The sequence below is a fragment of the Geodermatophilus sp. SYSU D00663 genome, from assembly GCF_054050655.1.
Window position 1 is genome coordinate 1 of sequence record NZ_JBJGZT010000045.1, and the last position, 21,217, is coordinate 21,217.

22 protein-coding genes are annotated in these 21,217 nt (G+C 75.8%); 13 read left to right on the forward strand and 9 right to left on the reverse strand.

The genetic code is table 11. The features are described 5' to 3' along the window. Nucleotides 1–192 precede the first annotated feature (192 nt). Entirely contained in the window at nt 193–1,122 is a 930-nt protein-coding gene (locus tag ACI79Z_RS22215; RefSeq protein ID WP_387993886.1) for a sigma-70 family RNA polymerase sigma factor, read from the reverse strand. Nucleotides 1,123–1,283: 161 nt separating this feature from the next. Between ACI79Z_RS22215 and ACI79Z_RS22220 the strand changes: the two genes are divergently transcribed. The 9 genes from ACI79Z_RS22220 (at nt 1,284) to ACI79Z_RS22260 (ending at nt 7,920) form a co-directional block, all read left to right on the forward strand. Further along, nucleotides 1,284–1,778, forward strand: coding sequence for a flagellar protein FlgN (locus ACI79Z_RS22220; protein WP_387993888.1), 495 nt, complete (start codon nt 1,284–1,286; stop codon nt 1,776–1,778). Next, nucleotides 1,775–3,217, forward strand: a complete 1,443-nt coding sequence (flgK, locus tag ACI79Z_RS22225) for a flagellar hook-associated protein FlgK (RefSeq protein WP_387993891.1) — start codon at nt 1,775–1,777, stop codon at nt 3,215–3,217. The genes ACI79Z_RS22220 and flgK overlap by 4 nt, the downstream gene beginning before the upstream one ends. Nucleotides 3,218–3,227: 10 nt before the next feature. Next, a complete protein-coding gene (locus tag ACI79Z_RS22230) occupies nt 3,228–4,106 on the forward strand; it encodes a flagellin N-terminal helical domain-containing protein (RefSeq protein WP_387993893.1) in 879 nt (292 codons plus the stop codon). Continuing rightward, nucleotides 4,103–4,507 (forward strand): flagellar assembly protein FliW, encoded by a 405-nt coding sequence (gene fliW, locus ACI79Z_RS22235; protein ID WP_387993895.1) that lies wholly within the window; start codon nt 4,103–4,105, stop codon nt 4,505–4,507. Before ACI79Z_RS22230 ends, fliW begins: the two co-directional genes overlap by 4 nt. Nucleotides 4,508–4,593: 86 nt before the next feature. After that, nucleotides 4,594–4,902 carry a carbon storage regulator gene (gene csrA, locus ACI79Z_RS22240; RefSeq protein WP_456904100.1) on the forward strand — a complete coding sequence of 103 codons (309 nt, stop codon included), beginning with the start codon at nt 4,594–4,596 and terminating at the stop codon, nt 4,900–4,902. Between the two features lie 215 nt (nt 4,903–5,117). Further along, nucleotides 5,118–5,522: a hypothetical protein gene (locus ACI79Z_RS22245; RefSeq protein ID WP_387993898.1), complete on the forward strand. Its 405-nt coding sequence runs from the start codon at nt 5,118–5,120 to the stop codon at nt 5,520–5,522. 49 nt (nt 5,523–5,571) lie between these two features. Then, nucleotides 5,572–6,678: a flagellar biosynthesis protein FliA gene (locus tag ACI79Z_RS22250; protein WP_456904102.1), complete on the forward strand. Its 1,107-nt coding sequence runs from the start codon at nt 5,572–5,574 to the stop codon at nt 6,676–6,678. Between the two features lie 139 nt (nt 6,679–6,817). Further along, a complete protein-coding gene (locus ACI79Z_RS22255; RefSeq protein WP_387993906.1) occupies nt 6,818–7,159 on the forward strand; it encodes a hypothetical protein in 342 nt (113 codons plus the stop codon). Continuing rightward, the gene (locus ACI79Z_RS22260) at nt 7,156–7,920 is read left to right on the forward strand and encodes a hypothetical protein (RefSeq protein ID WP_456904105.1); all 765 of its coding nucleotides are present in this window, start codon (nt 7,156–7,158) and stop codon (nt 7,918–7,920) included. Before ACI79Z_RS22255 ends, ACI79Z_RS22260 begins: the two co-directional genes overlap by 4 nt. 63 nt (nt 7,921–7,983) lie before the next feature. Here the strand turns inward: ACI79Z_RS22260 and ACI79Z_RS22265 are convergent, their stop codons facing one another. From ACI79Z_RS22265 to ACI79Z_RS22280, 4 genes are all read right to left on the reverse strand, one after another. After that, the gene (locus ACI79Z_RS22265; protein ID WP_456904107.1) at nt 7,984–9,903 is read right to left on the reverse strand and encodes an NlpC/P60 family protein; all 1,920 of its coding nucleotides are present in this window, start codon (nt 9,901–9,903) and stop codon (nt 7,984–7,986) included. A gap of 203 nt (nt 9,904–10,106) precedes the next feature. Continuing rightward, nucleotides 10,107–10,304: a hypothetical protein gene (locus tag ACI79Z_RS22270; protein ID WP_387993914.1), complete on the reverse strand. Its 198-nt coding sequence runs from the start codon at nt 10,302–10,304 to the stop codon at nt 10,107–10,109. A gap of 11 nt (nt 10,305–10,315) precedes the next feature. After that, nucleotides 10,316–11,617, reverse strand: a complete 1,302-nt coding sequence (locus tag ACI79Z_RS22275) for a citrate synthase (RefSeq protein WP_387993916.1) — start codon at nt 11,615–11,617, stop codon at nt 10,316–10,318. A gap of 92 nt (nt 11,618–11,709) precedes the next feature. Beyond that, complete coding sequence (locus tag ACI79Z_RS22280; protein WP_387993919.1) at nt 11,710–13,104, reverse strand: class II fumarate hydratase; 1,395 nt, start codon at nt 13,102–13,104, stop codon at nt 11,710–11,712. Between the two features lie 154 nt (nt 13,105–13,258). Between ACI79Z_RS22280 and ACI79Z_RS22285 the strand changes: the two genes are divergently transcribed. Both ACI79Z_RS22285 and ACI79Z_RS22290 read left to right on the forward strand, forming a co-directional pair. Continuing rightward, on the forward strand, nt 13,259–13,819 hold the full coding sequence (locus ACI79Z_RS22285; RefSeq protein WP_456904110.1) for a hypothetical protein: 561 nt from the start codon (nt 13,259–13,261) through the stop codon (nt 13,817–13,819). A 91-nt stretch (nt 13,820–13,910) separates the two neighbouring features. Beyond that, a complete protein-coding gene (locus ACI79Z_RS22290; protein ID WP_456904111.1) occupies nt 13,911–15,041 on the forward strand; it encodes a hypothetical protein in 1,131 nt (376 codons plus the stop codon). 124 nt (nt 15,042–15,165) lie between these two features. Here the strand turns inward: ACI79Z_RS22290 and glpX are convergent, their stop codons facing one another. Beyond that, a complete protein-coding gene (glpX, locus tag ACI79Z_RS22295) occupies nt 15,166–16,227 on the reverse strand; it encodes a class II fructose-bisphosphatase (RefSeq protein WP_387993927.1) in 1,062 nt (353 codons plus the stop codon). Between the two features lie 130 nt (nt 16,228–16,357). Between glpX and ACI79Z_RS22300 the strand changes: the two genes are divergently transcribed. Continuing rightward, entirely contained in the window at nt 16,358–16,969 is a 612-nt protein-coding gene (locus tag ACI79Z_RS22300) for a DUF4245 domain-containing protein (protein WP_387993930.1), read from the forward strand. A 3-nt stretch (nt 16,970–16,972) separates the two neighbouring features. Here ACI79Z_RS22300 and ACI79Z_RS22305 read toward each other — a convergent pair whose 3' ends face one another. The 3 genes from ACI79Z_RS22305 to ACI79Z_RS22315 all read right to left on the reverse strand — a co-directional run bounded on the left by ACI79Z_RS22305 (nt 16,973) and on the right by ACI79Z_RS22315 (nt 20,066). Beyond that, nucleotides 16,973–17,191, reverse strand: a complete 219-nt coding sequence (locus ACI79Z_RS22305; RefSeq protein ID WP_387993933.1) for an exodeoxyribonuclease VII small subunit — start codon at nt 17,189–17,191, stop codon at nt 16,973–16,975. A gap of 76 nt (nt 17,192–17,267) precedes the next feature. Continuing rightward, entirely contained in the window at nt 17,268–18,491 is a 1,224-nt protein-coding gene (xseA, locus tag ACI79Z_RS22310; protein WP_387993936.1) for an exodeoxyribonuclease VII large subunit, read from the reverse strand. A gap of 63 nt (nt 18,492–18,554) precedes the next feature. Continuing rightward, on the reverse strand, nt 18,555–20,066 hold the full coding sequence (locus ACI79Z_RS22315) for a hypothetical protein (RefSeq protein ID WP_456904115.1): 1,512 nt from the start codon (nt 20,064–20,066) through the stop codon (nt 18,555–18,557). 134 nt (nt 20,067–20,200) lie between these two features. On the opposite strand from ACI79Z_RS22315, the gene ACI79Z_RS22320 reads away from it, so the two are divergent. Then, complete coding sequence (locus ACI79Z_RS22320; RefSeq protein ID WP_387993941.1) at nt 20,201–21,172, forward strand: 4-hydroxy-3-methylbut-2-enyl diphosphate reductase; 972 nt, start codon at nt 20,201–20,203, stop codon at nt 21,170–21,172. Nucleotides 21,173–21,217: the final 45 nt, after the last annotated feature.

The window sequence follows — 21,217 nt, forward strand, 5'->3', positions numbered from 1 at the left end:
CGGGCGCGCGCCCCCCGCGGCGGCCCCGGGGCCGTCGTCCCTCTCGGTGGGAGCTGCTCCGGGTCGGCTCCCGGCACGGCCGCCTGCTGCCGCCGAGCGGGCCGGCGAGGACCGTGCGCAGGGGTGGCGACGCGGGGACCCGCCCGGCCCGCAGGTGCCGGTCCGAGCGGGTCCTGCCGGTCGGACGTCGCCTCAGGCGGGGCGGGCCGCGCGGTACCGGTGGGCGGCCGCCTGCCACGCCGGCCGCGGTGCCGGGATCGGCGGCAACGGACTCCGGCCGGCGACCCTCTCCACGTACAGCCGCTGCTGGTTGCGCGCGCGGACGCCGCCGTCGGCCGGCACCGCCCGGCCCTCCCACACCTCGCTCATCGCCGCGTGCAGCAGGGTGAGCGCGCGGGCGCGCATCTGCGAGACGCGGGAGAGCGTGACGCCGAGGTCGGCGGCGATGTCGGTGAGCGACTCCCCACCGAAGAAGTTGCGCTCCACGACCTCGTCGAGCCGGTCGGGCAGCGCGCGGATGGCGTCCTGCAGGTAGCGGGCCCGTTCACCGCGCAGCACCGCCCGCTCGGGGGACTCGCCGGGGTCGGGCAGGTCCAGCGTGCCGCCCTCGGCGCCGGTCTCCGCGTCGATGCTGACCATGACCGCGCGGTGGACGTCGACCTGCAGCGCGTCGAGGTCCTCGCGGCGCACCCCGAGGGCCTCGGCGAGCTCCTCGCGCGTCGGCGGCCGGCCCAGCCGGATGGTCAGGGCGTCGGACGCGGCGTCGGTGCGGCGGGCCGCGGCCCGGACCGAGCGGCTGGCCCAGTCGCCCGAGCGCAGCTCGTCCAGGACCGCGCCCTGCAGCCGGGGGAGGGCGTAGGTGGCGAACGTCGCGCCGGCCGACGGGTCGAACCGGCGGGCCACCTCGACCAGCGCCACCTTCGCGCAGGACAGGAGGTCCTCCCGGCTCACGTGGCCGGGCAGCGAGATGCGCGAGGCCACCGCGTTGACCGCGAACGAGCACAGGGCCAGGTGCTCGGTGACGAGCGCCTCGACCTCGACCTCGGAGCGCAGGACGTCGGGGCGCGCGGCGTCCGACGGCTGCGGGGGAGCGGAGCGCGCGGGAACCGCGCGGTCGGTCACCGGGGAGCGGGCTGCTGGCACGGTCCCTCTCTCGGCAGGGACCGCGCCCTCCCGGACGCACAACTCCTGCCAATCCTGGGAACTCGGCTTGAGGGGCGCTTGCCCGCTGCCGACCGTCTGTCCGCGAAGGCGGGGACACCCGCCGGGAGACGAGGGAGGCGGTGGCGGACGTGGACTTCCAGCACCTGTCGACGCTGCTGTGGCGCGAGCAGGAGCTGCTCGACCTGCTGCTGTTCAAGGCAGAGGAGAAGCAGTACCTGATCCTGTCCGGCAAGACCCGCTGGCTGGCCCGGATCGCCCACGAGATCGAGGTCGTCCTCGACCAGCTGCGCGTCCTCGAGGTCGAGCGGGCCGCCGCCACCGAGGCGATCGCCGTCCGGCTGGGCACCGGGGTCAACCCGTCGCTGCGCCAGCTGGCCGAGGCCGCGCCCGCGCCGTGGAACGACCTGCTGGCCAGGCACCACGAAGCGCTGCTGGTCCTCGTCACCGACCTGCGCAGCCTCTCCGACGCCAACCGCGAGCTCATCGAGGGCGGCCTGTCCGCGATCGGCGACGCGCTGCTGTCGGTCCGCCAGCCCACGGCCGGCACCTACGGCGCCACCGGCCGCTCCGAGCACGGGTCCTCCCGCGCGGTCACCCTGGACGGTGCCCTGTGAGTTCGTTCTCCGGCCTCAACACCGCGACGACGGCGCTCTGGGCCGCCCAGCGCGGACTCGACGTCACCGGCCAGAACATCGCCAACGTCAACACCGACGGCTACTCCCGGCAGCGGGTCGAGCTGCAGTCGGTCAACGGCAACACCGTCCCGGCGATCCACTCCGTCAGCAACCAGGTCGGTCAGGGTGTCGACGCGGACACGGTCATCCGCATCCGTGACGCGTTCCTCGAGAGCCGGGCACAGGCGGAGCGGGCCAACTCCGCGCGGTTGACCGCGGAGAGCGCGGGACTGTCCGCCGTGGAGAACGCGCTCCGCGAGCCCGGCAGCTCGGGCATCCAGAGCATGCTCGCCGACATGTGGGACGGGTGGAGCGACGTCGCGAACCACCCCGAGGACCTGGCCGCACGCAGTCAGCTGCTGCAGCGTACGGAGACCCTGGTGTCCGGCCTCCGGACAGCTGACGGCGTCCTCGGCGCGGAGTGGGAGAAGACCAGGGACAACCTCGACGCCCTGGTCGCGGACGTCAACGCCGCGGCCCGGTCCATCGCGGACCTGAACGCCGCCATCCAGAAGGCATCGCGCGCCGGCCTGCCGGTGAACGAGCTCGCGGACAAGCGCGACGTGTTCGTCCTGCAACTGGCGGAGAAGGTGGGCGCGACGGGCAGGGCGGGGGCCGACGGGCAGGTGGACGTCAGCATCGGGGGGACCTCCCTCGTCACCGGCGACACCGCGACCGCCCTGGAGCTCACCGGCACCACGGACTCCCGGTCGGCCGCGCCCGGGGACCCCCGCCTGGTGACCCGGCCGGGAGGGACCACCGTCCGGCCCGGCGGGACGGCGGAGGGGCAGCTGTCGGTCCTCGGGACGATCCTCCCCGGCTACCGCGGGCGGCTCGACGCGATCGCATCGCAGGTGGCCCGGACGCTCAACGACGCCCAGGCGGGGACCGGTACGGAGCCGGCCTACGACCTGGACGGTGACGTGGGCGGACCGATGGTCGACGACGGGACGGGCGCGGTCACCGTCGACCCCGCCACGGTGACCGCGGCGAACATCCGGCTGCGGCTCACCCGTCCCCAGGACGTGGCCGCCGCGCTCCTCGCGCCGGACGCCGCCGGGCCGTCGCTGGACGGTGGCAACGCGGCCGCCGCCCACCGGTTGCGCCTGGACCAGACCGGCGTGGACGCGACGTACCGCGCGCTGGTCGTGGACCTCGGGGTCCAGGCGGCCGTGGTCGCGCGCAACAGCGACATCCAGGACGTCATCACGGCCCAGGTGGACAGCGCCCGGGAGTCGGTGAGCGGAGTGAACCTCGACGAGGAGATGACCAGGATGATGTCCTTCCAGCACGCCTACTCGGCGGCCGCCCGCATGGTGACGGCCATCGACGAGTCCCTGGACGTCCTCATCAACCGCATGGGCCGAGTGGGGCTGTGACCCGGTGCGCGTGACCCAGCGCTCGATCGCGCTCACCAGCCTGCAGGGCCTCTACCGCAACCAGGACGCCGTCGGTCGGCTGCAGCAGCAGTTGACCGCGGGCAGGACGATCAGCCGCCCCTCGGACTCGCCCACGGGCACCAACCAGTCGATGATCATCCGGGCCGACGCGTCCGGCGCGGCTCAGTACGCCCGCAACATCGCCGACGGGAGCGCGTTCCTCGAGACGACGGACTCCACGTTGCAGTCCATGCTGCAGCAGACCCGGCAGGCCCGGTCGCTCGTCGTCCAGGCGGCGAGCACGGGTGGGATGAGCACGTCGTCCGCCGGCGCGATCCGCACCGAGCTCGAGGGGCTCCGCACGAGCCTGCTCGGCCTGGCCAACGCGGTCGTGCAGGGCCGGCCGGTCTTCGGCGGACCCACGGGAGGCACGGTCGCCTATGCCGACGACGGCACCTTCGTCGGCCGCACGGACGGCGTCCTGACCCGCCGCGTCTCCGACCGTGAGGACATCCGGATCGACGTCACGGGGCCCGAGGCCTTCGGCACGGGGCCCACCGGTCTGTTCGCCGTGCTGGAGAGGGCTGCCGCCGCAGCGGGCGCCCAGGACGCCACCGCCCTGCAGACGGCGCTGGACGACCTCGACGGCGTCATGGAGCGGATGCTGACCGCCACCGCGGACATCGGCACCCGCGCTGCCCGCATGGACCGGGCGGCCGAGGCCAACACCGACCTCCAGCTCAGCCTCAAGCAGCAGCTGGCCGGCGTCGAGGACGTCGACCTGCCGAAGACGATCATGGAGCTGAACCTCCAGCAGGTGGGCTACCAGGTCGCTCTGCAGGCGACCGCCCAGGTCATCCAGCCCTCGCTCGCGGAATTCCTGCGGTGACCCTCGCCCCCGTCGTCACCCTGCCCCTGCTGGGCATGGTGTCCCCGCTGCCCGGCTTCCCCGACTTCCGCGACTACGTGCTCGTCACGGCCGACGGGGACGGGCTGCTGTTCTGGCTCCAGTCCCTGGACGCCGACGGTCCGCGGTTCCTGACCATCCCCCCGGCCCGGTACTTCCCGGACTACGCGCCCGTGCTGCCGGCCCAGGTGCTGGCCGACCTGGACCTCGCCGACCCGACCGACGCCTCGCTGTTCTGCCTGGTCACCGTGCCGGCCGAGGGCCCGGCGGCGGCGACGGCGAACCTGCGCGCCCCCGTCGTGCTCAACCCGGCGAACTGGCGGGCCACCCAGGTCGTGCTCCCCGACAGCCGTCATCCCATCCGGCGTCCCCTGCGCCGATAGAGGAGGGGAGCGGTCCGACCGCTCGACACCCCGCCCCGCCGGGCGGGGGTGCCAGGAGGCCGTCACACACCCATGGAGGGGTACCCGTGCTCACACTGACCCGCAGCGTCGGCGAGACCATCCGCATCGGCGACGACATCGAGGTGCACGTCGTCGAGGTCCGCGGCGGCACCGTCCGGCTGGGCTTCAAGGCCCCGCGCGAGGTGACCATCCACCGCGAGGAGGTCTACCGGCAGATCGCCGAGGCCAACCTGCTCGCCGCGCAGGTCACCGCGGACACGCTCGGCGCGCTCGCCGCCTTCGCGCCGCAGGCCGCCGGCCCCGCGGCCGCCGCCCCGGACGCCCCTGCGGGGGCCGGGAAGCGGCCCGCCCCGCCGGAGCTGCCCGCGCGCTGACGACACGCCACCGACGGCGGGTCCGCGGCTCGGCAACAGTCGCCGATGCGCGGACCCGCCGGACCGGGATGGACGTCCGGACGGGCAAGACCTGACGAAGGTCGGCCCGGAGATTGCACAGGGCACGGCGAGTTGTGTGCCCGTCACCGTCCGCTCATGCGCCAGAGTTGCCCCCGAGCACGACACAGGGGGCGATGAGGATGCAGCACAGCGTGATGGCAGGGACCCAGCAGGCCGACGAGACCGTCGTCGTCCACGTCCAGCTGCGGCCGCGCCGCGGGTCCACCCGGCGCTGCCTGGCCGAGCTGGCGGCTCTGGCCGCCGCGCACCCGTCGGTCGCCTTCTCGGTCACCGGGCTCGGCAAGGACGAGCGGGTCGTCCGCGTCACCGTCGGCGTGGAGCTCGGCCCTCGCGAGGCGATCGCCCGCTTCTCGCCGCAGGCGCAGGCCGCCTACGCCTTCGTCAGTGACCTGTTCACGGTTCTGTACGACCACATGCCGGTGTACGCCGCCGAGCCCTCCGCCGCCGAGCGCGCCGCCGCCGAGGTCCTCCTCCGCGCCGACGACGGCGACCTCGAGGTCCCGGCCGGCGCGTCCGCGTACGAGCGCGTCTCCGCGTAACGCCCCACCCCTCGCCGACGCCTTCCCCGCGATCGACCAGGAGTCCCCGGTGACCAGCACCCCCCAGCCCGCCGTCCCCACCGCCGACCAGCCGGCCGACGCCGGCACCCGCGCGCCGCTCGTCTTCGGCGGGATCCCCGAGGCCGAGGGCTTCGCGCGGGTCCCGATCACCGCGCGCGACCGGGTGCACTTCCGCGTCGACCGGGACCTGCCGCTGGCCGCGTTCCGCGCCGACCTGCCCGACGGCGTCACGGTCAGCCACGACGAGGGCGAGGGGCTCTACCGCGTGGACGGCCCCTGCGGCCAGGGCCAGGTGCTCGCCGACTGGATCCGCGCCTGGTGCTCGACCCGCGACGTCGCCACCGTGGGCCTGCGCGCGGAGGCCGGCGTCCGCCGCCGCGCCCCGCGGGACCTGCCGCCGGCCTTCCTCGAGGACCTGTGCCGGCACTACCAGCCGGTCAGCCTCAAGCGGCTGCAGCGCAACATGAGCACGATCCGGATGCACCTGCCCGACCCCGACGACCTCGGCCAGCAGGTCGCCGAGTGGATCCTCAAGGCGGTCGGCCAGTACGACGAGACCAAGGGCGTCCCGTTCGGCGCCTTCCTCGCCACCCAGCTGTCCAAGTGGGTGCACGACCTGGGCCGCAACGCCCACGGCCGCACCGCCGCCGACACCGAGAACCGGCAGCAGAAGGCGATCGCCGCCTTCCAGGCCGAGCACCAGCGGCGGCCCACCGAGCGCGAGCTCGCGGCCTACATGGGGCAGAGCGTGGCCACGCTGCGGCGCAACTCGCAGACGGTCGCCACCCTCAACGGCCTGCGCAACCTGCAGTCCCTCGACGGCGGCCCGGACGCGACCGAGGTGCTGCTGCCGGACTCCAGCGAGGCGCCCGACCAGATCATGGACGAGGCGGAGCAGACGCTGCTGTCGCACGCCCTGACCGCGGCCTGCGCCCCCGACCCGACCGCCGCGCGCGGCCAGCGGGCCGCGCAGCCCAACGTCCTGGGCTGGGCCACCTGGTACCTGACCACCTGGGGCGGGCAGACCAAGACCCAGGTGTCGGCCGACCTCGGGACCTCGGTGCGCAACATGAACGTGCACGCCGACCGCGTCGAGCGGGCGCTCAAGGACCGGCTCGCCGAGTTGTCCGAGTGACGTCCCGGTAAACGGAACGCAGGAGTCCGTCGCCGACGGGTCCATCCGGCCGCGGACCTGCCGATATCGAGGACGTGACCGCGAGTCCCCGCTGCACCGACGCCGGGGGACCGCAGACGCCGACGGGGGGAGGTGTGCGGTGAGCGTGCTGCCTGCGGGCGACCCCGCCGTCGTCCTGCTCCCGCACTGGCTCTCCGGGGCCGACCGCGAGCTGCTGGCCGGCGTCGTGCGTGCCGCCGTCGAGCGGCCCGGTGTCCACCCGGTCGCCGCCGTCCACCTGGCCGACGTCCTGACCGAGCTGCACGTGGCCGCCGCCCGCGACGCCGTCTGGCCCGGCCCCGCCGCCCGCGTCCGCCGGGTCACCGGCTGGGCCGAGGACGTCCTGCCGGTGCGGCTGTCGGCCGCCGAGCTCGACAGCGTCCTCGGCCTGGCCGAGCTGCCGGGCGACCTGCGCGCGACCCTCGGGGGACGCCGCCCGTGACGCGGGGGCGCCCCGGCCGCTCCTCGTCGGGCCTGCTGCAGCGGCTGCGCCCGGCGCCGGTCGCCGTCGACGACGTCCGCGCCGCCGCGGACGCGGTGCTGCCGGGCCTCGCGACCGGCGGCCTGCGCGCCGCCGTGCTCGCGGACCCCGCCCGCGGGCCGGTGCTGGTCCTGGCCGAGGACGAGCGTCGCGTGCGGGTGCCGCTGCACGACCTCGCCGAGGACATGACCGACGCCGGCGTGACCCCCACCGCCGACGGCGTCGCCGCCGCGCTCACCGCCTTCGTCGCCGCCCGCCCGGTCAGCGACGCCGCGGCCGCCGGCGCCGGCGTCGCCGTCCTCGACTGGACCGGCCCGGCGTGCACCGCCGTCGGCTGGCGGGTCGTCGTCCGCCGCGGGGACCGCACCGTCGCGTGGACGCCGTCGGACCGCGCTGACGCCGCCGTGGTGGCCCGCACCCGCACCGCCGCCACCGCCCGGGCCGCCGACGCCGGGGGCGTGCTCCGCGTCGAGGGGCCGGTGGCGCTGTGGTCGCACCCCGGCGCGCCGATGCTCGCCACGGCTGCGCTGGCCGATCCCGAGCGGCTGCTCGGGCGGATCGCCGGGGCCGGGTTGCGCGTGGCCGAGCCGCACGTCGTCGTCACGCCGCTGCGGCCGCTGGCGTGCGCCTCCGCGGGGGTGACCGACCGCCTGGCCGGGCTGACCGGCGAGGCGTGCGTGCGCCTGCCCTGGGCCGCCCTGCCCGACCTCCGCTGGCTGTGAGGCGGCCCCTCCGCAGGGTCCCGCCGCGAGCCTGCGAGCGGTGGGGGGCAGAGGGGTCCTTCGTCAGGCCAGGTGCCCGAACTCCCAGTGCCAGGGCTCGGGCTTCTCGCCGCCGGGCCGGGCCCAGTCGGGGTTGACGAAGCCGAACCGCCCGGCGTGCTCGGTCATCCACGTCCACTGCGGCGTGCCGGCGACGTTCACCCCGCCGCACAGGTCCACCGCCAGCGCCCAGCCGTGGTTCGACGTCCCCGGCACGGCGGCCAGCGCGGGCTTGCGGCGGAACGCGTCCACCTGCGCGGCCATCGACCGGTAGGAGTCGGTGACGCACAGCGGGCTGCCGAAGGCCGCCTCGTAGGCCCGGGCCAGCGCGGCGTAGCCGGCCGCGGCGTCGCAGCGCAGCGCGTGGCCGCGGGCGATCGGGCACAGCGCCTCGGCGGGGATCCGGCCGTTGGACCAGCCACCCCACGCGGGGCTCACCGGGCCGACCGGCGCCGGGGGAGCGCCGCAGGCCCCGCGGCCGGACGCCGACGCCGGCAGCGGCGCGTTCGGCGTCGCGGGCGCCGGCAGGGTGACCCGCACGGCGCGGGCGTCGGCGGGCATCGAGCGGACGCCGACCTGGTACGTGGCCGCCGAGGCGCCGAGCACCTCGCCGTCGCCGAGGTACAGGGCCACGTCGGCGCCGCCGTCGGAGACGACCAGGTCGCCGACCTGCAGCTGCGAGGCGGGCACGACGGTCGCCGCGGCCCACTGCTCCGCGGCGCCGGCCGGCAGGTCGTAGCCGGCCAGCAGCCACGCCGAGGCGGTGAGCCCGCCGCAGTCGAAGGCGTCCGGGCCCGTGGCGCCGGCGGCGTACGGGCGGCCCAGCCGGGACAGCGCGCTGCTCACCGCGGCGACGGTCTCGGCCGGCAGCACGGTCACCGGCCGGTTGCCGACGACGGCCCACGCCACGCCGGGCACGGCCTGCCCGGCGGCGTCCAGCGCGGGGGAGAAGCCGTCGGGCAGCGTCGCCGGGTCGGCCAGCTCGGCCGCGGACGGCGGCTCGACGCCCGCCGACGCGAGCCCGGCGAGGTAGCCCTGCCAGCGCTGCAGCGCGGCGGTGTTGCGCTCCTGCTGCGCGCCGGCGGCCGGGACGGTGTCCAGCGCGGCCAGCTGCGCGGAGACGTCGAGGCCGAGGTCGTCCACGGTCGCGCGGACGCCGGCCAGCACGGTGCGGGCCTGCGCCGCGGCGGCGTCGACGGCGTCCTGCGCGGCGGCCACCCGTGCGGCGGCGGCCTCCGCCGCGACCGCGGCGCGCTCGGCGCGGACGACGGCGGTCTCCCGCTCCTGGGCGGCGCGGTCGGCCAGCGCCTGGCGGTAGAGGACGTCGCCGGTGGTCGCGGGTGCCGCGGCGGACAGGCCGAGGACCGGCATGCGGGTCTGCGCGGAGGCGCGGTAGAGGTCGGCCGCGGCGGAGCCGACGGTGACCTGCTCGGCGGCGACGGCGGCCCGCGCTGCCTGCTCGGCCTCGACCGCGGCCCGCAGCTCGGCCCGCCGCGTGGCGACCTCGCCCTGCAGCCGGCGGTAGGCGTCGGCGTCCTGCAGCAGGGTGCTGCGGGCGGCCAGGGCCAGGCCCGCGGCGTCGGGGGCCACCGTGGCCGAGCCGGGCGCGGAGGTGGCCGGGGCGAGCAGCACGGTGAGGACGGGCACGAGCAGCGTGGCCAGGCCGACGACCCGCAGCCGGGTGCGCCAGGGGCCGCGCCCGCGCGGCGTCCGGGCGGCGGGCCGGCGGCGGGCGGGCTGCTTCCGGCGCGTCTTCGTCTTCTGCGCCGAGGTGCCGGTGCGGCGCGGGGGGACCGGAGCGCCGGTGGCGGCGCGGGCGGCGAGGAGGGCGCGCAGCGCCTCGGCCTCGCGGGCGGTGAGCTCGCGGCGGGGCGCGGTGCGGGGGGAGGCCGTGCGGGAGGGGGTGGCCGTGCGCGCGGGAGCGGGCGTGCGTGGTGCGGGCACGGCGGGGTCCCCCGGGCGGTCTCGATCGGCTGGCCGCGCTCCGGCGTGGAGCGCTCGCCGTCAGATCGACCGCCCGGGGGACCCGGAGGAGGGACGGGAGGGGAGGCCTCACCCCGACGGGGGAGGGGATGCGCCCGGCCGGGGGACCGGGCCGGCGCGCCGGGCACCTCCGCGGAGAAGCCCGGCGCACCTCCGCCGCGAGGTCAGCGGTCGGGCGGCCACCAGGCGCCGTGCCGCGCCACCAGCGGGATGCGGTGCTCGGCGCCGTCCTCGGTGACCACGACCAGCTCGACGGCGGTGATCGGCACCGGCCGGTCGTCGTCGTCGCGCAGCAGCCGCCCGGTGGCCAGCGGGATCGGGGGGAGGACCAGCAGGTCCTCGCCGGGCGGCTCGCTGCCCATCGACGACGTCGTCAGCGCTCGGCCAGCGGGACGAACGCCCGCTCGGTCTCACCGGTGTAGACCTGCCGCGGGCGGCCGATCTTCGTCGTCGGGTCGGCGATCATCTCCCGCCACTGCGCGATCCACCCGGGCAGCCGGCCCAGCGCGAACAGCACGGTGAACATGCGGGTCGGGAAGCCCATCGCCCGGTAGATCAGCCCGGTGTAGAAGTCGACGTTCGGGTAGAGCCTGCGCTCGACGAAGTAGTCGTCGGACAGCGCGATCTCCTCGAGCTGGCGGGCGAGGTCGAGCAGCTGGTTGTCCCCGCCGAGCTTGTCGAGCACGGTGTCGGCGGTCTGCTTCACGATCGCCGCGCGCGGGTCGTAGTTCTTGTACACCCGGTGCCCGAAGCCCATGAGCTTGACGCCGGGCTCCTTCTTCTTCACCCGCTCGACGAACGCCGGGATGTCCCCGCCCTCGCCCTGGATGGACTCGAGCATCTCCAGCACCGACTGGTTGGCCCCGCCGTGCAGCGGGCCGAACAGCGCGTTGATGCCGGCCGACACCGAGGCGAAGAGGTTGGCGTGCGAGGAGCCCACCAGCCGCACCGTCGACGTCGAGCAGTTCTGCTCGTGGTCGGCGTGCAGCACGAAGAGCATGTCGAGGGCGGCGGCGAGCTCGGGGTCGACCTCGTAGGGCTCGGCCGGGAAGCCGAAGGTCATCCGCAGGAAGTTCTCGACCAGGCCCAGCGAGTTGTCCGGGTAGAGGAACGGCTGGCCGACCGACTTCTTGTACGCGTAGGCCGCGATCGTGGGCAGCTTGGCCAGCAGCCGGACGGTGGAGATCTCCACCTGGTGCGGGTCGAAGGGGTCCAGCGAGTCCTGGTAGAAGGTCGACAGGGCGCTGACCGCCGAGGACAGCACCGGCATCGGGTGGGCGTCGCGCGGGAAGCCCTGGAAGAACTGCTTGAGGTCCTCGTGCAGCAGGGTGTGCCGGCGCAGCTTCTCGTCGAAGGCGGCCAGCTGGTCGGCCGTGGGCAGCTCGCCGTAGATCAGCAGGTAGGTGACCTCGAGGAAGCTGGCCTTCCCGGCGAGCTGGTCGATGGGGTAGCCGCGGTAGCGCAGGACGCCGGCGTCACCGTCGATGTAGGTGATCTCCGACGTGCACGAGGCGGTGTTGACGAAGCCGACGTCGAGCGCCACCTGCCCGGTGGTCGCCAACAGCTTGGAGACGTCGAGCCCGGAGGGTCCCTCCGACGCCGGGACCGTGCGCAGCGGGAGGTCACCCCCCGCGTGTCGCAGGGATACCTCGGGGGTGCTGGCTGTCTCGGTCATGGTGGCCCGACGCTACTGGCGTCGGGCCCCGAGGACGACAGGGACCGTCCCCGCACGGGGGTGGGCCGGGGCTCCCGGCCCACCCCGCACGGTCAGGGGTGGGTCATCGAGAGCACGTCGAGGGCCTCGTCGAGCTGGGCCTCGGTGAGCTTGCCCTGCTCGACGTAGCCGCGCTCGAGCACCACCTGGCGGATCGTCTTCTGCTCGGCCAGCGACTGCTTGGCGACCTTCGCGGCCTCCTCGTAGCCGATGTACTTGTTGAGCGGCGTCACGATCGACGGCGAGGACTCCGCGTAGGTCCGGCACTGCTCGACGTTGGCGACGATCCCGTCGACGCAGCGGTCGGCCAGGATCCGGCTGACGTTGGCCAGCAGGCGGATCGACTCGAGCACGTTGCGGGCCATGAGCGGCAGCGTCACGTTGAGCTCGAAGACGCCGGTGGTGCCGGCGTAGGTGACCGCGGCGTCGTTGCCGATGACCTGGGCGGCGACCTGGATGACCGCCTCGGGGATCACCGGGTTCACCTTGCCCGGCATGATCGAGCTGCCCGGCTGCAGGTCGGGCAGCTGGATCTCGCCGAGCCCGGTGCGGGGGCCCGAGCCCATCCACCGCAGGTCGTTGGCGATCTTCACCAGGCCGACGGCGATCGTCTTCAGCTGGCCGGAGGCCTCGACCAGCGAGTCCCGGGAGCTCTGCGCCTCGAAGTGGTTGCGCGCCTCGGACAGCGGCAGGTCCAGCTCCGCGGCGAGGGTGTCGATGATCGCGGCCGCGAAGCCGGGCGGGGTGTTGATCCCGGTGCCGACGGCGGTGCCGCCCAGCGGCAGCTCACCGATGCGCGGCAGCGAGGCCTCCAGCCGCTCGACGCCGTAGCGGATCGCCGCGGCGTAGCCGCCGAACTCCTGGCCGAGGGTGACCGGGGTGGCGTCCATGAGGTGGGTGCGGCCGCTCTTCACGACCTCGGCGAACTCCGTCTCCTTGCGGGTGAGGGAGGACTCGAGGTGGCGCAGGGCCGGGACGAGGTCGCGCACGATCGCCCGGGTGGCGGCCACGTGGATGGCCGAGGGGAAGACGTCGTTGGACGACTGCGAGGCGTTGACGTGGTCGTTCGGGTGCACCGGCGTGCCGGCGGCCTCGGTGGCGAGGGTCGCGACGACCTCGTTGGTGTTCATGTTGCTCGACGTCCCCGAGCCGGTCTGGAAGACGTCGATGGGGAAGTGCTCGTCCCACCTCCCGGACGCCACCTCGGCGGCGGCCGCGGCGATCGCCCGCGCGACCTCGCCGTCGAGGACGCCGAGGTCGGCGTTGACGCGGGCCGCGGCGCCCTTGATGGCGGCCAGGGCGGCGATGAGCTCGCGCTCGATGGGGGTGCCCGAGATGGGGAAGTTCTCGACGGCGCGCTGGGTCTGGGCACGCCACTTGGCCCACGCGGGGACACGGACCTCCCCCATGGAGTCGTGCTCGACGCGGTAGTCCTGCTCGGTGGCCACGCTGGCTCCCGTGTGGTGTCGGTGGGATCGGTGCTGCACGCGTGACCCTAGAAGGGCCCCGTCCTCCCCACTGCCCGCAGCCTCGGAGTGGGACCCGGGACGGCGCGGCTCCGGGTCCTACGGTGCGGCGACGCCGACGGCCCGAGGAGACCCCGTGACCCACCCGTACACCCCGGACGCGCCCGGCACCGTCCCCGTGGGCGGCTGGACGCCGTGGGGCACCTGGGACCCCACCGCCGGCCGGGCGCCCGCCGTCCCGCCGGCGCCCGCGCCGGTGACCGCCCCCGCGCCGGCCTCCCGCGTCCTCCCCGCCGCCCTGCTCGCGGGCGGCCTCGCCCTCGGGCTGGTGCTCGCCGCCGTCGTCGGCGCGCTGGTGCTCCGCGGCGCCGCGGACGACGCCGGCCGCGCGGCCGGCGAGGCGATGGGCGAGGCGGTCGGGGAGGCCCTCTACGGCGGCGTCCCCTCCGAGTACTACGACTACGGGACCGGGGGCGGGTCGGGCGAGGTCGAGCAGTCCGAGCCGGTGCCGCCCGGCGTCCTCGGGTCCGACCCCCTCCTCGACGCCCACGCCCAGGGCTGCTTCGACGGCGACCTGCAGGCCTGCGACGACCTGTTCGCCGAGTCGCCGCCGCTGTCGGAGTACGAGGAGTACGCGCTCACCTGCGGCGGCCGCGTGAAGGCGTGGTCGGTGCCGCTGTGCACCGACCTCGACTGACCGGCCCGTCCGTGACCTGCCGGTGCTGGTCGCCACCACCCGGCCCACCTAGCCTGACCAGCGCATCTACCTGAACCGAGGAGTCCGCACCATGTCCCAGCCGCCGTATCCGCCGCCGGGCGGCAACGACCCCCAGGGCGAGCAGCCCGGCCGGCAGGGGTGGGGGCAGTCCGACGACCCGACGAGGCAATTCGGCCAGCCGGCGCCCCCCACCTCCCAGTTCCAGCCGGGCCGGTACGGCCAGCCGGGCGAGCGCGACCAGACCTCGCCCTTCCCCCAGCCCGGTCAGCAGCCCCACGGCCAGCCGGGCCAGGACCCGACGCAGCAGTACGGCCAGCAGCCCTACGGCCAGCAGCCCTACGGCCAGCAGCCCTACGGCCAGCCCGGCTACGACCCGACGCAGCAGTACGGGCAGCAGGCCTACGACCCGAACCAGCAGTACGGCCAGCCCTACGGCCAGTACGGGCAGCCCGGCTACGGCCAGCAGCCCTACGGCCAGCAGCCCTACGGCCAGCCGGGCCACGGCCAGCCGCAGCAGAAGGGCAACAGGAAGAACGTCGTCATCGCCTCGGTGGTCGCCGGGGTGCTGCTGGTCGCCGCCGCGGCCGTCGGGCTGTTCTTCCTCCTCCGCGACGACGACGGCTCGACCGTCGCCGACCCGACGCGGACCAGCACCTCCTCGTCCGCGTCCAGCTCGTCGTCCTCGGGCCCGTCCCCGTCGTCGTCCTCGTCGAGCAGCTCCTCGTCGTCCTCGTCGTCGTCCGGCGGGGGCGGTGGTGCGGGGTCGACCTCGGCGCCGGTGCCCCCGCAGGGGCTCGGCTCGGACCCGGACGGCGAGTTCCAGCCGCTGGCCGAGGCCTGCTTCGCCGGTGACTTCTCCGCCTGCGACGAGCTGTGGGTCTCGACGCCGATCGACTCGGCGTACGAGCAGTACGGGGGCACCTGCGCCGGCCGGGTGAGCTACGAGGCCAACGGCTGTGTGTCGCGGCTCGGTGAGGGCGTGCCGGAGCCGCAGAGCGACCCGGTCCCGCCGCAGGGCCTCGGGGAGGACCCGGACGGCGAGTTCCAGCCGCTGGCCGACAGCTGCTTCGCCGGCGACTGGGCGGCCTGCGACGACCTGTGGGGCTCCTCCCCGTCGGACTCGCCGTGGGAGCAGTACGCCGGCACCTGCGCCGGCCGGGTGAGCTACGAGGTCGCCAACTGCGAGGGCCGGCTCGGCTGACGCCGGTCCCGCAGACGCACCACGGCCCCGGGGCGAGCGCCCCGGGGCCGTGGTGCGGTGCTGGAACGGCCCGCCTGCGGAGCCCCGCCGCGAGCGTGCGAGCGGTGGGGGGCAGGCGGGTCCTTCACTCGTCGTCGGAGCGGTCGAAGGGCACGGCGGAGTAGGCGCGCAGCTTCTCCAGCGAGTGCAGGCTGTCGATCGAGCGGATGGTGCCCGAGCGCGAGCGCATGACCAGCGACTGCGTGGTGCAGCCGCCGGCGCGGTACTGGACGCCGCGCAGCAGCTCGCCGTCGGTGATGCCGGTGGCGACGAAGAACACGTCGCCGCGCACCAGGTCGTCGATGGTGAGCACGCGGTCGAGGTCGTGGCCGGCGTCGACCGCCTTCTGCCGCTCCTCGTCGTCCTTGGGCCACAGCCGGCCCTGCAGCGCACCGCCCATGCACTTGAGCGCGCAGGCGGCGATGATCCCCTCCGGCGTGCCGCCGATGCCCATGAGCAGGTCGACCCCGGTGCCCTCCCGGGCCGCGGCGATCGCGCCGGCGACGTCGCCGTCGGTGATGAACCGGATCCGCGCGCCGGCCTCGCGGACCTCGTGCACGAGCTGGTCGTGCCGCGGCCGGTCGAGGATGCAGACGGTGACGTCCTCCACCCGGCCGTGCTTGGCCTTGGCGACCCTCCGGATGTTCTCGGCGACCGGCGCGGTGATGTCGACGACGTCGGCGGCGGCTGGGCCGGTGGCGATCTTCTCCATGTAGAAGACCGCCGACGGGTCGTACATCGCGCCGCGGTCGGCCACCGCCATGACGGCGATGGCGTTCGGCATGCCCTTGGCCATCAGGGTGGTGCCGTCGATGGGGTCGACGGCGACGTCGCACTCGGGGCCGTAGCCGTCGCCGACCTGCTCGCCGTTGTAGAGCATCGGCGCCTGGTCCTTCTCGCCCTCGCCGATCACGACGACGCCGCGCATGCTCACCGTGCCGATCAGCGCCCGCATGGCGTCGACGGCGGCGCCGTCGCCGCCGTTCTTGTCGCCGCGGCCGACCCAGCGGCCCGCCGCCATCGCGGCGGCCTCGGTGACGCGCACCAGCTCGAGGGCGAGGTTGCGGTCGGGCGCCGGGCGGTCGGTGCGGAAGGTGCTCCGGCGGGGCGTGGGTGGCACGGGGCCGTCGGGTACGGGCAGGGTCACGGGACCTCCTGAGTCCGGCACCGTTGCCGGTGCCCGCCGCCCGCGACCCGTCCCCGGGGCCGGTCGGGCGCGCAGGGCAGTCCGGGAGCGGGGCGGCGGGGTCGTGGATCGGTGCTGCGATCCTAGGGGCATGACCAGTTCCGGCCCGTCGGGCCAGCAGGCCCCCGAGGAGCAGCCGCCGCCGGCGCCGACCGCGGCGGAGCGCGCGAACCGGATGAGCGCGGCCAACATGCTCCGGTCGCTGCTGCCGCTGGTGGTCATCGTCCTGCTCGTCGCCGGCTGGGTCGCCTTCCGCCAGAGCGGCATCGACCCCGTCCGCCCGATCGACCCGACCAGCAGCGTCCGGCTCGCCGCCGAGCGGGCGTCCTACACCGTGGAGGTGCCCGCCGGGCTGCCCGACGGCTACCGGCCGACCAGCGCGCGCACCGACGCCGCGGACGCCGGCGAGGGGGAGCCGGTGACCCTGGAGATCGGCTACGTGACGCCCTCGGACGAGTACGCGGGCTTCCTCACCACCGACGACCCCGACGCCGACCGGCTGCGCGCCGTCCTCGACGGCGCGCAGGACGACGGCAGCGTCGACCTGGCCGGGCGCACCTGGACCCGGCAGACCAACGGCCGCGGGGAGACCGTGCTGTCGCTGGAGACCGGGGACGTGACCACCGTGGTCACCGGCTCGGCCGACGACGACGAGCTGCAGACCGTCGCCACCGCCGTCGCGCCGGTCAGCGTCCCCAGCTGAGGCTCAGCCCTCCTGCTCGCCGGGCGCCGCGGCGGCCAGCCGCTCGCGGGCGCGGTCGAGCCAGTGCTGGCACAGCTGCGCGAGCTGCTCGCCGCGCTCCCAGAGGCCGAGGGACTCCTCGAGGGTGAGCCCCCCGGCCTCGAGCCGGCGGACCACCTCGGCCAGCTCCTCGCGGGCCTGCTCGTAGGTCTGCGTCGGCTGCTCGGTCGTCGGCTCGCTCACCATGTCCCCGGTTCGCTCCCGCGGAACGCTCCGCTCCTCGCTCGTTCCTCGCTGCGATGCCCGCGTTCCCGTCCGCTCACGGCTCCCCATCCTGCCCGTCCACCCGGACGGCCAGCCGCCCGCCCGCGACCCGCACCGACAGCCGCTCACCGTCGGCCACCTCGGCCGGGTCGCGGACCAGGGCGCCGTCGGCCCGCTGCACCAGCGCGTAGCCGCGCTGCAGCGTCGCCTGCGGGGACAGCGCGGCCACCCGCGCGCGGGCGTGGTCGAGGTCGCGCTCGGCGGACTCGACGCGGTGGGTGAGCGTGCGGCGGGCCCGGTCGCGCAGCGCCGCCACGTCGTCGGCCCGGCCGTGCAGCAGCCGCTGGGGGTCGGCGAGCACCGGCCGGCTGCGGACGCTCTCCAGCCACCGCTCGGACTGCTCGAGGCGCACGGTGAGCAGGTGCCGGGCGCGGGCGCGCAGCCCGTCGACCAGCCGCCGCTGCTCGCCGATCTCGGGGACGACGCGGTGTGCGGCGTCGGTGGGGGTGGCCGCGCGGACGTCGGCGACGTGGTCGACCAGCGTGGTGTCGGTCTCGTGCCCGACGGCGGTGACCACCGGCGTGCGGCAGGCGGCGATCGCGCGGACCAGGCCCTCGTCCGAGAAGGGCAGCAGGTCCTCGACCGAGCCGCCGCCGCGGGCGATGACGATCACCTCGACCTCGGGGTCGCGGTCCAGCCGCTGCAGCCCGTCGATCACCGAGGCGGCGGCGTTCACGCCCTGCACCAGGCTGTGGTGGACGGCGAAGCGCACCGCGGGCCAGCGGCGGCGGGCGGTGACCAGCACGTCCCGCTCGGCGGCGGAGTCCTTGCCGGTGACCAGCCCGACCACGGCGGGGGCGAAGGGCAGCGGGCGCTTGCGGGCGGGGTCGAACAGGCCCTCGGCGGTCAGCAGCCGGCGGATCCGCTCGATGCGGGCGAGCAGCTCACCGAGGCCGACGGCGCGGATCTCGGTGGCGCGCAGGGAGAAGGAGCCGCGGGCGACGTAGTAGTCCGGCCGCGCGCGGACGATGACACGGGCGCCCTCGGTGAGCTCCAGGCCGGGCCGGTCGGCGACGTCGCGGGCGCAGGTGACCGGCACCGAGAGGTCGGCGGCGGGGTCGCGCAGGGTGAGGAACACGGTCGCGGCGCCGCTGCGCCGGTTGAGCTGGGCGACCTGCCCCTCGACCCAGACCTCGCCGAGCCGGCCGATCCACTCGGCGACCTTGCGGGCCACCGTCCGCACCGGCCAGGGCGACTCGGGGGACGAGGGCGCACTCACGGCCCCGAGGGTGCCAGGCGGGGCCGACGGCCCCGCCCGGCACCCCGGGTGGGTCCCCCTCCGCTAGCCGCGGGGCTGCAGGGGGCTGGTCTCGACGGCCTGCTGCTCGAGCTTCTCCAGCCGGTTGCGCAGCATCGTGAGGAACGGCGCCCGGGCGCGGGTGGCCTCCTCGTAGGCGAGCAGGTCCGACACCGTGGCCAGCTGGTAGCCGCGGAGCCGGCCGCGCAGCTGGGCGACGGTGAAGGAGTCGTAGCCCTCGACGGGGGCGGCCCCGGCGGCCTGCGAACCGGACAGCTCGCTGCCGCCCTGCGCGTCGTCGGTGGGGGCGGCGGAGTCCCCGCCGACGGCGCCGACGGCCGCGCCCTCGGCGATCGCCGCGTCCTCCTCGGCGGTGTCGGCCCCACCGACGTCGGTGCGCACCCCGGTGGCCGCGGCGACGGTCGTGCCGCCCTCGTCGGTGGCCTCGGCGACCGGCTCGGGCCCGGTCGTGTCGGTGGCGGCACCGCTGTCCTCGCCGGGGGCGGGCTCGGCGCCGAGCTCCTCGTCGACGCGGGCGTGCTCCCCGGTGACGACGTCGCTCGCCTCGCCGACCGCCGTCCCCTGGGTGGCGGCACCCTCGTCCGTGGCGGCGGCCTGCTCGCCGCCGTCCTCGGGGGCGACGACGCCCTCGTCGGTGACGGTGCCCTCGACCGTGGTGACCTGCCCGTCGGGCGTGATGACGTCGACCTCGGTCGCGGCCTCCTCGGCCGCGGCCGCGTCGGACTCCGCGTCCTCACCCAGCACACCGGCGTCGGGGGAGCCGGCGGCGTCGTCGGCGAGGCCGATGCCGGTGTCGGGCACGCCGGAGTCCGCGGCGTCGGGCACGACCGTGTCGTCGGTGCCCACGTCGGGGGCGCCGGCCAGCTCGCCGACCGGGGAGCCGCCCGGGTCGCTCGCGGCCGGGGTGTCCTCCGGGGCGGCCGCGGTGCCGGCGGGGGTCCCGGTGCCCTCGGCCTCGAGCAGCGCGCTCTCCAGGGCGTCCTCGGCGGTCAGCGCGGAGTCGGCGGCGTCGAGCGCGGACGCGGCCTCCTCGGCGCCCAGCACCTCGTCGTTGACGTCCTCGACGGCGGCGACGACCGCGGCGGGGGACGGCTCCTGGGGCAGCCCGGCGAGCTCGTCGTCGACCAGGCCGGCGGCGTCGGTGTCGACGTCGACCTCCATGACGTCGACCTCGGTGACGTCGACCTCGGTGGCGTCACCGACGGTGTCGACGTCGGGGGCGCGGTCGAACGCGGAGTCGCGCAGCACGTCGATCGGCTGGGCGACGAGGGGAGCGCCGCCGGCGGCGGCCTCCTCGTCCTCGTCGAAGGTGGCCAGGCCGGGCTCGCGGTCGCCGCGCAGCCCGGTGAGCACCTCGTCACCGCGGGCGACCAGCCCCGACCACTGCTGCTGCAGCTTCATCGCTGCCTGCAGCGCGATGCCGACGATGCGCACCGGCAGGCCCGGCAGCGTCTGCGGGAGGCTGCGGACGTCGTCGAGGACGGTGGCGGCCAGACCGACGGTGGCGCGGATCGGCTCCGGGATCTCACGGGACATGCGCCCAGCCTGCCGCAGCGCGCGGCGAACGGCACAGCGGCCGGTCCCCGGCCCACCCGGTCGGGCGGCGTGCGGCTCGTCACGCTCCCTCGCGACGGCCGGGCCGGGAGCGCGGCGCCACCTACGATGGGGTCATGGCTGATCAGCGCGGACGGGTCCTGCTGGCCGATCCCCGGGGCTACTGCGCCGGTGTCGACCGGGCGGTGGTGGCCGTCGAGCGGGCCCTGGAGATCCACGGCGCCCCGGTGTACGTCCGCAAGCAGATCGTCCACAACAAGCACGTGGTGGCGACCCTCGAGCGGCGCGGCGCGGTGTTCGTCGACGAGACCGACGAGGTGCCCGAGGGCGCGGTCGTCGTCTTCAGCGCCCACGGCGTCTCGCCGGCCGTGCACGAGGAGGCGAGGGCGCGCTCGCTGCGCACCATCGACGCCACCTGCCCGCTGGTGAGCAAGGTGCACCAGGAGGCGAAGCGGTTCGCCAAGGAGGACTACGACATCCTCCTCATCGGCCACCGCGGGCACGAGGAGGTCGAGGGCACCTCCGGCGAGGCCCCCGAGCACATCCAGCTCGTCGACGGCCCCGACGACGTCGCGAACGTGGAGGTCCGCGACCCCGAGCGGGTCGTGTGGCTGTCGCAGACCACGCTGTCGGTCGACGAGACGCTCGCGACCGTCGACCAGCTCAGGACCCGGTTCCCCGGCCTGCAGTCCCCGCCGAGCGACGACATCTGCTACGCCACGCAGAACCGGCAGCAGGCGGTCAAGCAGATGGCCGGCGAGTGCGACCTGGTGATCGTCGTCGGCTCGACCAACTCGTCGAACTCGGTGCGGCTGGTGGAGGTGGCCCTGGAGGCCGGCGCCCGCGCCGCGCACCTGGTCGACTACGCCGCCGAGATCGACCCCGCGTGGCTGGAGGGCGTCGGCACCGTCGGCGTCACCAGCGGCGCGTCGGTGCCCGAGGTGCTGGTCAGCGAGGTGCTCGACCTCCTGGCCGGGAGCGGCTACCCCGACGTCGAGACGGTGAAGGCGGCCGAGGAGCGGCTGGTGTTCGCGCTGCCGCACGAGCTGCGGCCCAGGCGCGGCGAGACCGCCCGGCCCGTCCGCTAGGACCCCGGGACGCAGCGAGCCCCCTCCCGGCCGGGAGGGGGCTCG

What these genes read in the sequence shown, in the direction of transcription:
- ACI79Z_RS22320 (WP_387993941.1), top strand. Translation starts at nt 20,201, where the DNA reads ATGGCTGATCAGCGCGGACGGGTCCTGCTGGCCGATCCCCGGGGCTAC.
- ACI79Z_RS22290 (WP_456904111.1), top strand. Translation starts at nt 13,911, where the DNA reads ATGTCCCAGCCGCCGTATCCGCCGCCGGGCGGCAACGACCCCCAGGGC.
- ACI79Z_RS22300 (WP_387993930.1), top strand. Translation starts at nt 16,358, where the DNA reads ATGACCAGTTCCGGCCCGTCGGGCCAGCAGGCCCCCGAGGAGCAGCCG.
- ACI79Z_RS22315 (WP_456904115.1), bottom strand. Translation starts at nt 20,066, where the DNA reads ATGTCCCGTGAGATCCCGGAGCCGATCCGCGCCACCGTCGGTCTGGCC.
- ACI79Z_RS22275 (WP_387993916.1), bottom strand. Translation starts at nt 11,617, where the DNA reads ATGACCGAGACAGCCAGCACCCCCGAGGTATCCCTGCGACACGCGGGG.
- ACI79Z_RS22245 (WP_387993898.1), top strand. Translation starts at nt 5,118, where the DNA reads ATGGCAGGGACCCAGCAGGCCGACGAGACCGTCGTCGTCCACGTCCAG.
- ACI79Z_RS22270 (WP_387993914.1), bottom strand. Translation starts at nt 10,304, where the DNA reads ATGGGCAGCGAGCCGCCCGGCGAGGACCTGCTGGTCCTCCCCCCGATC.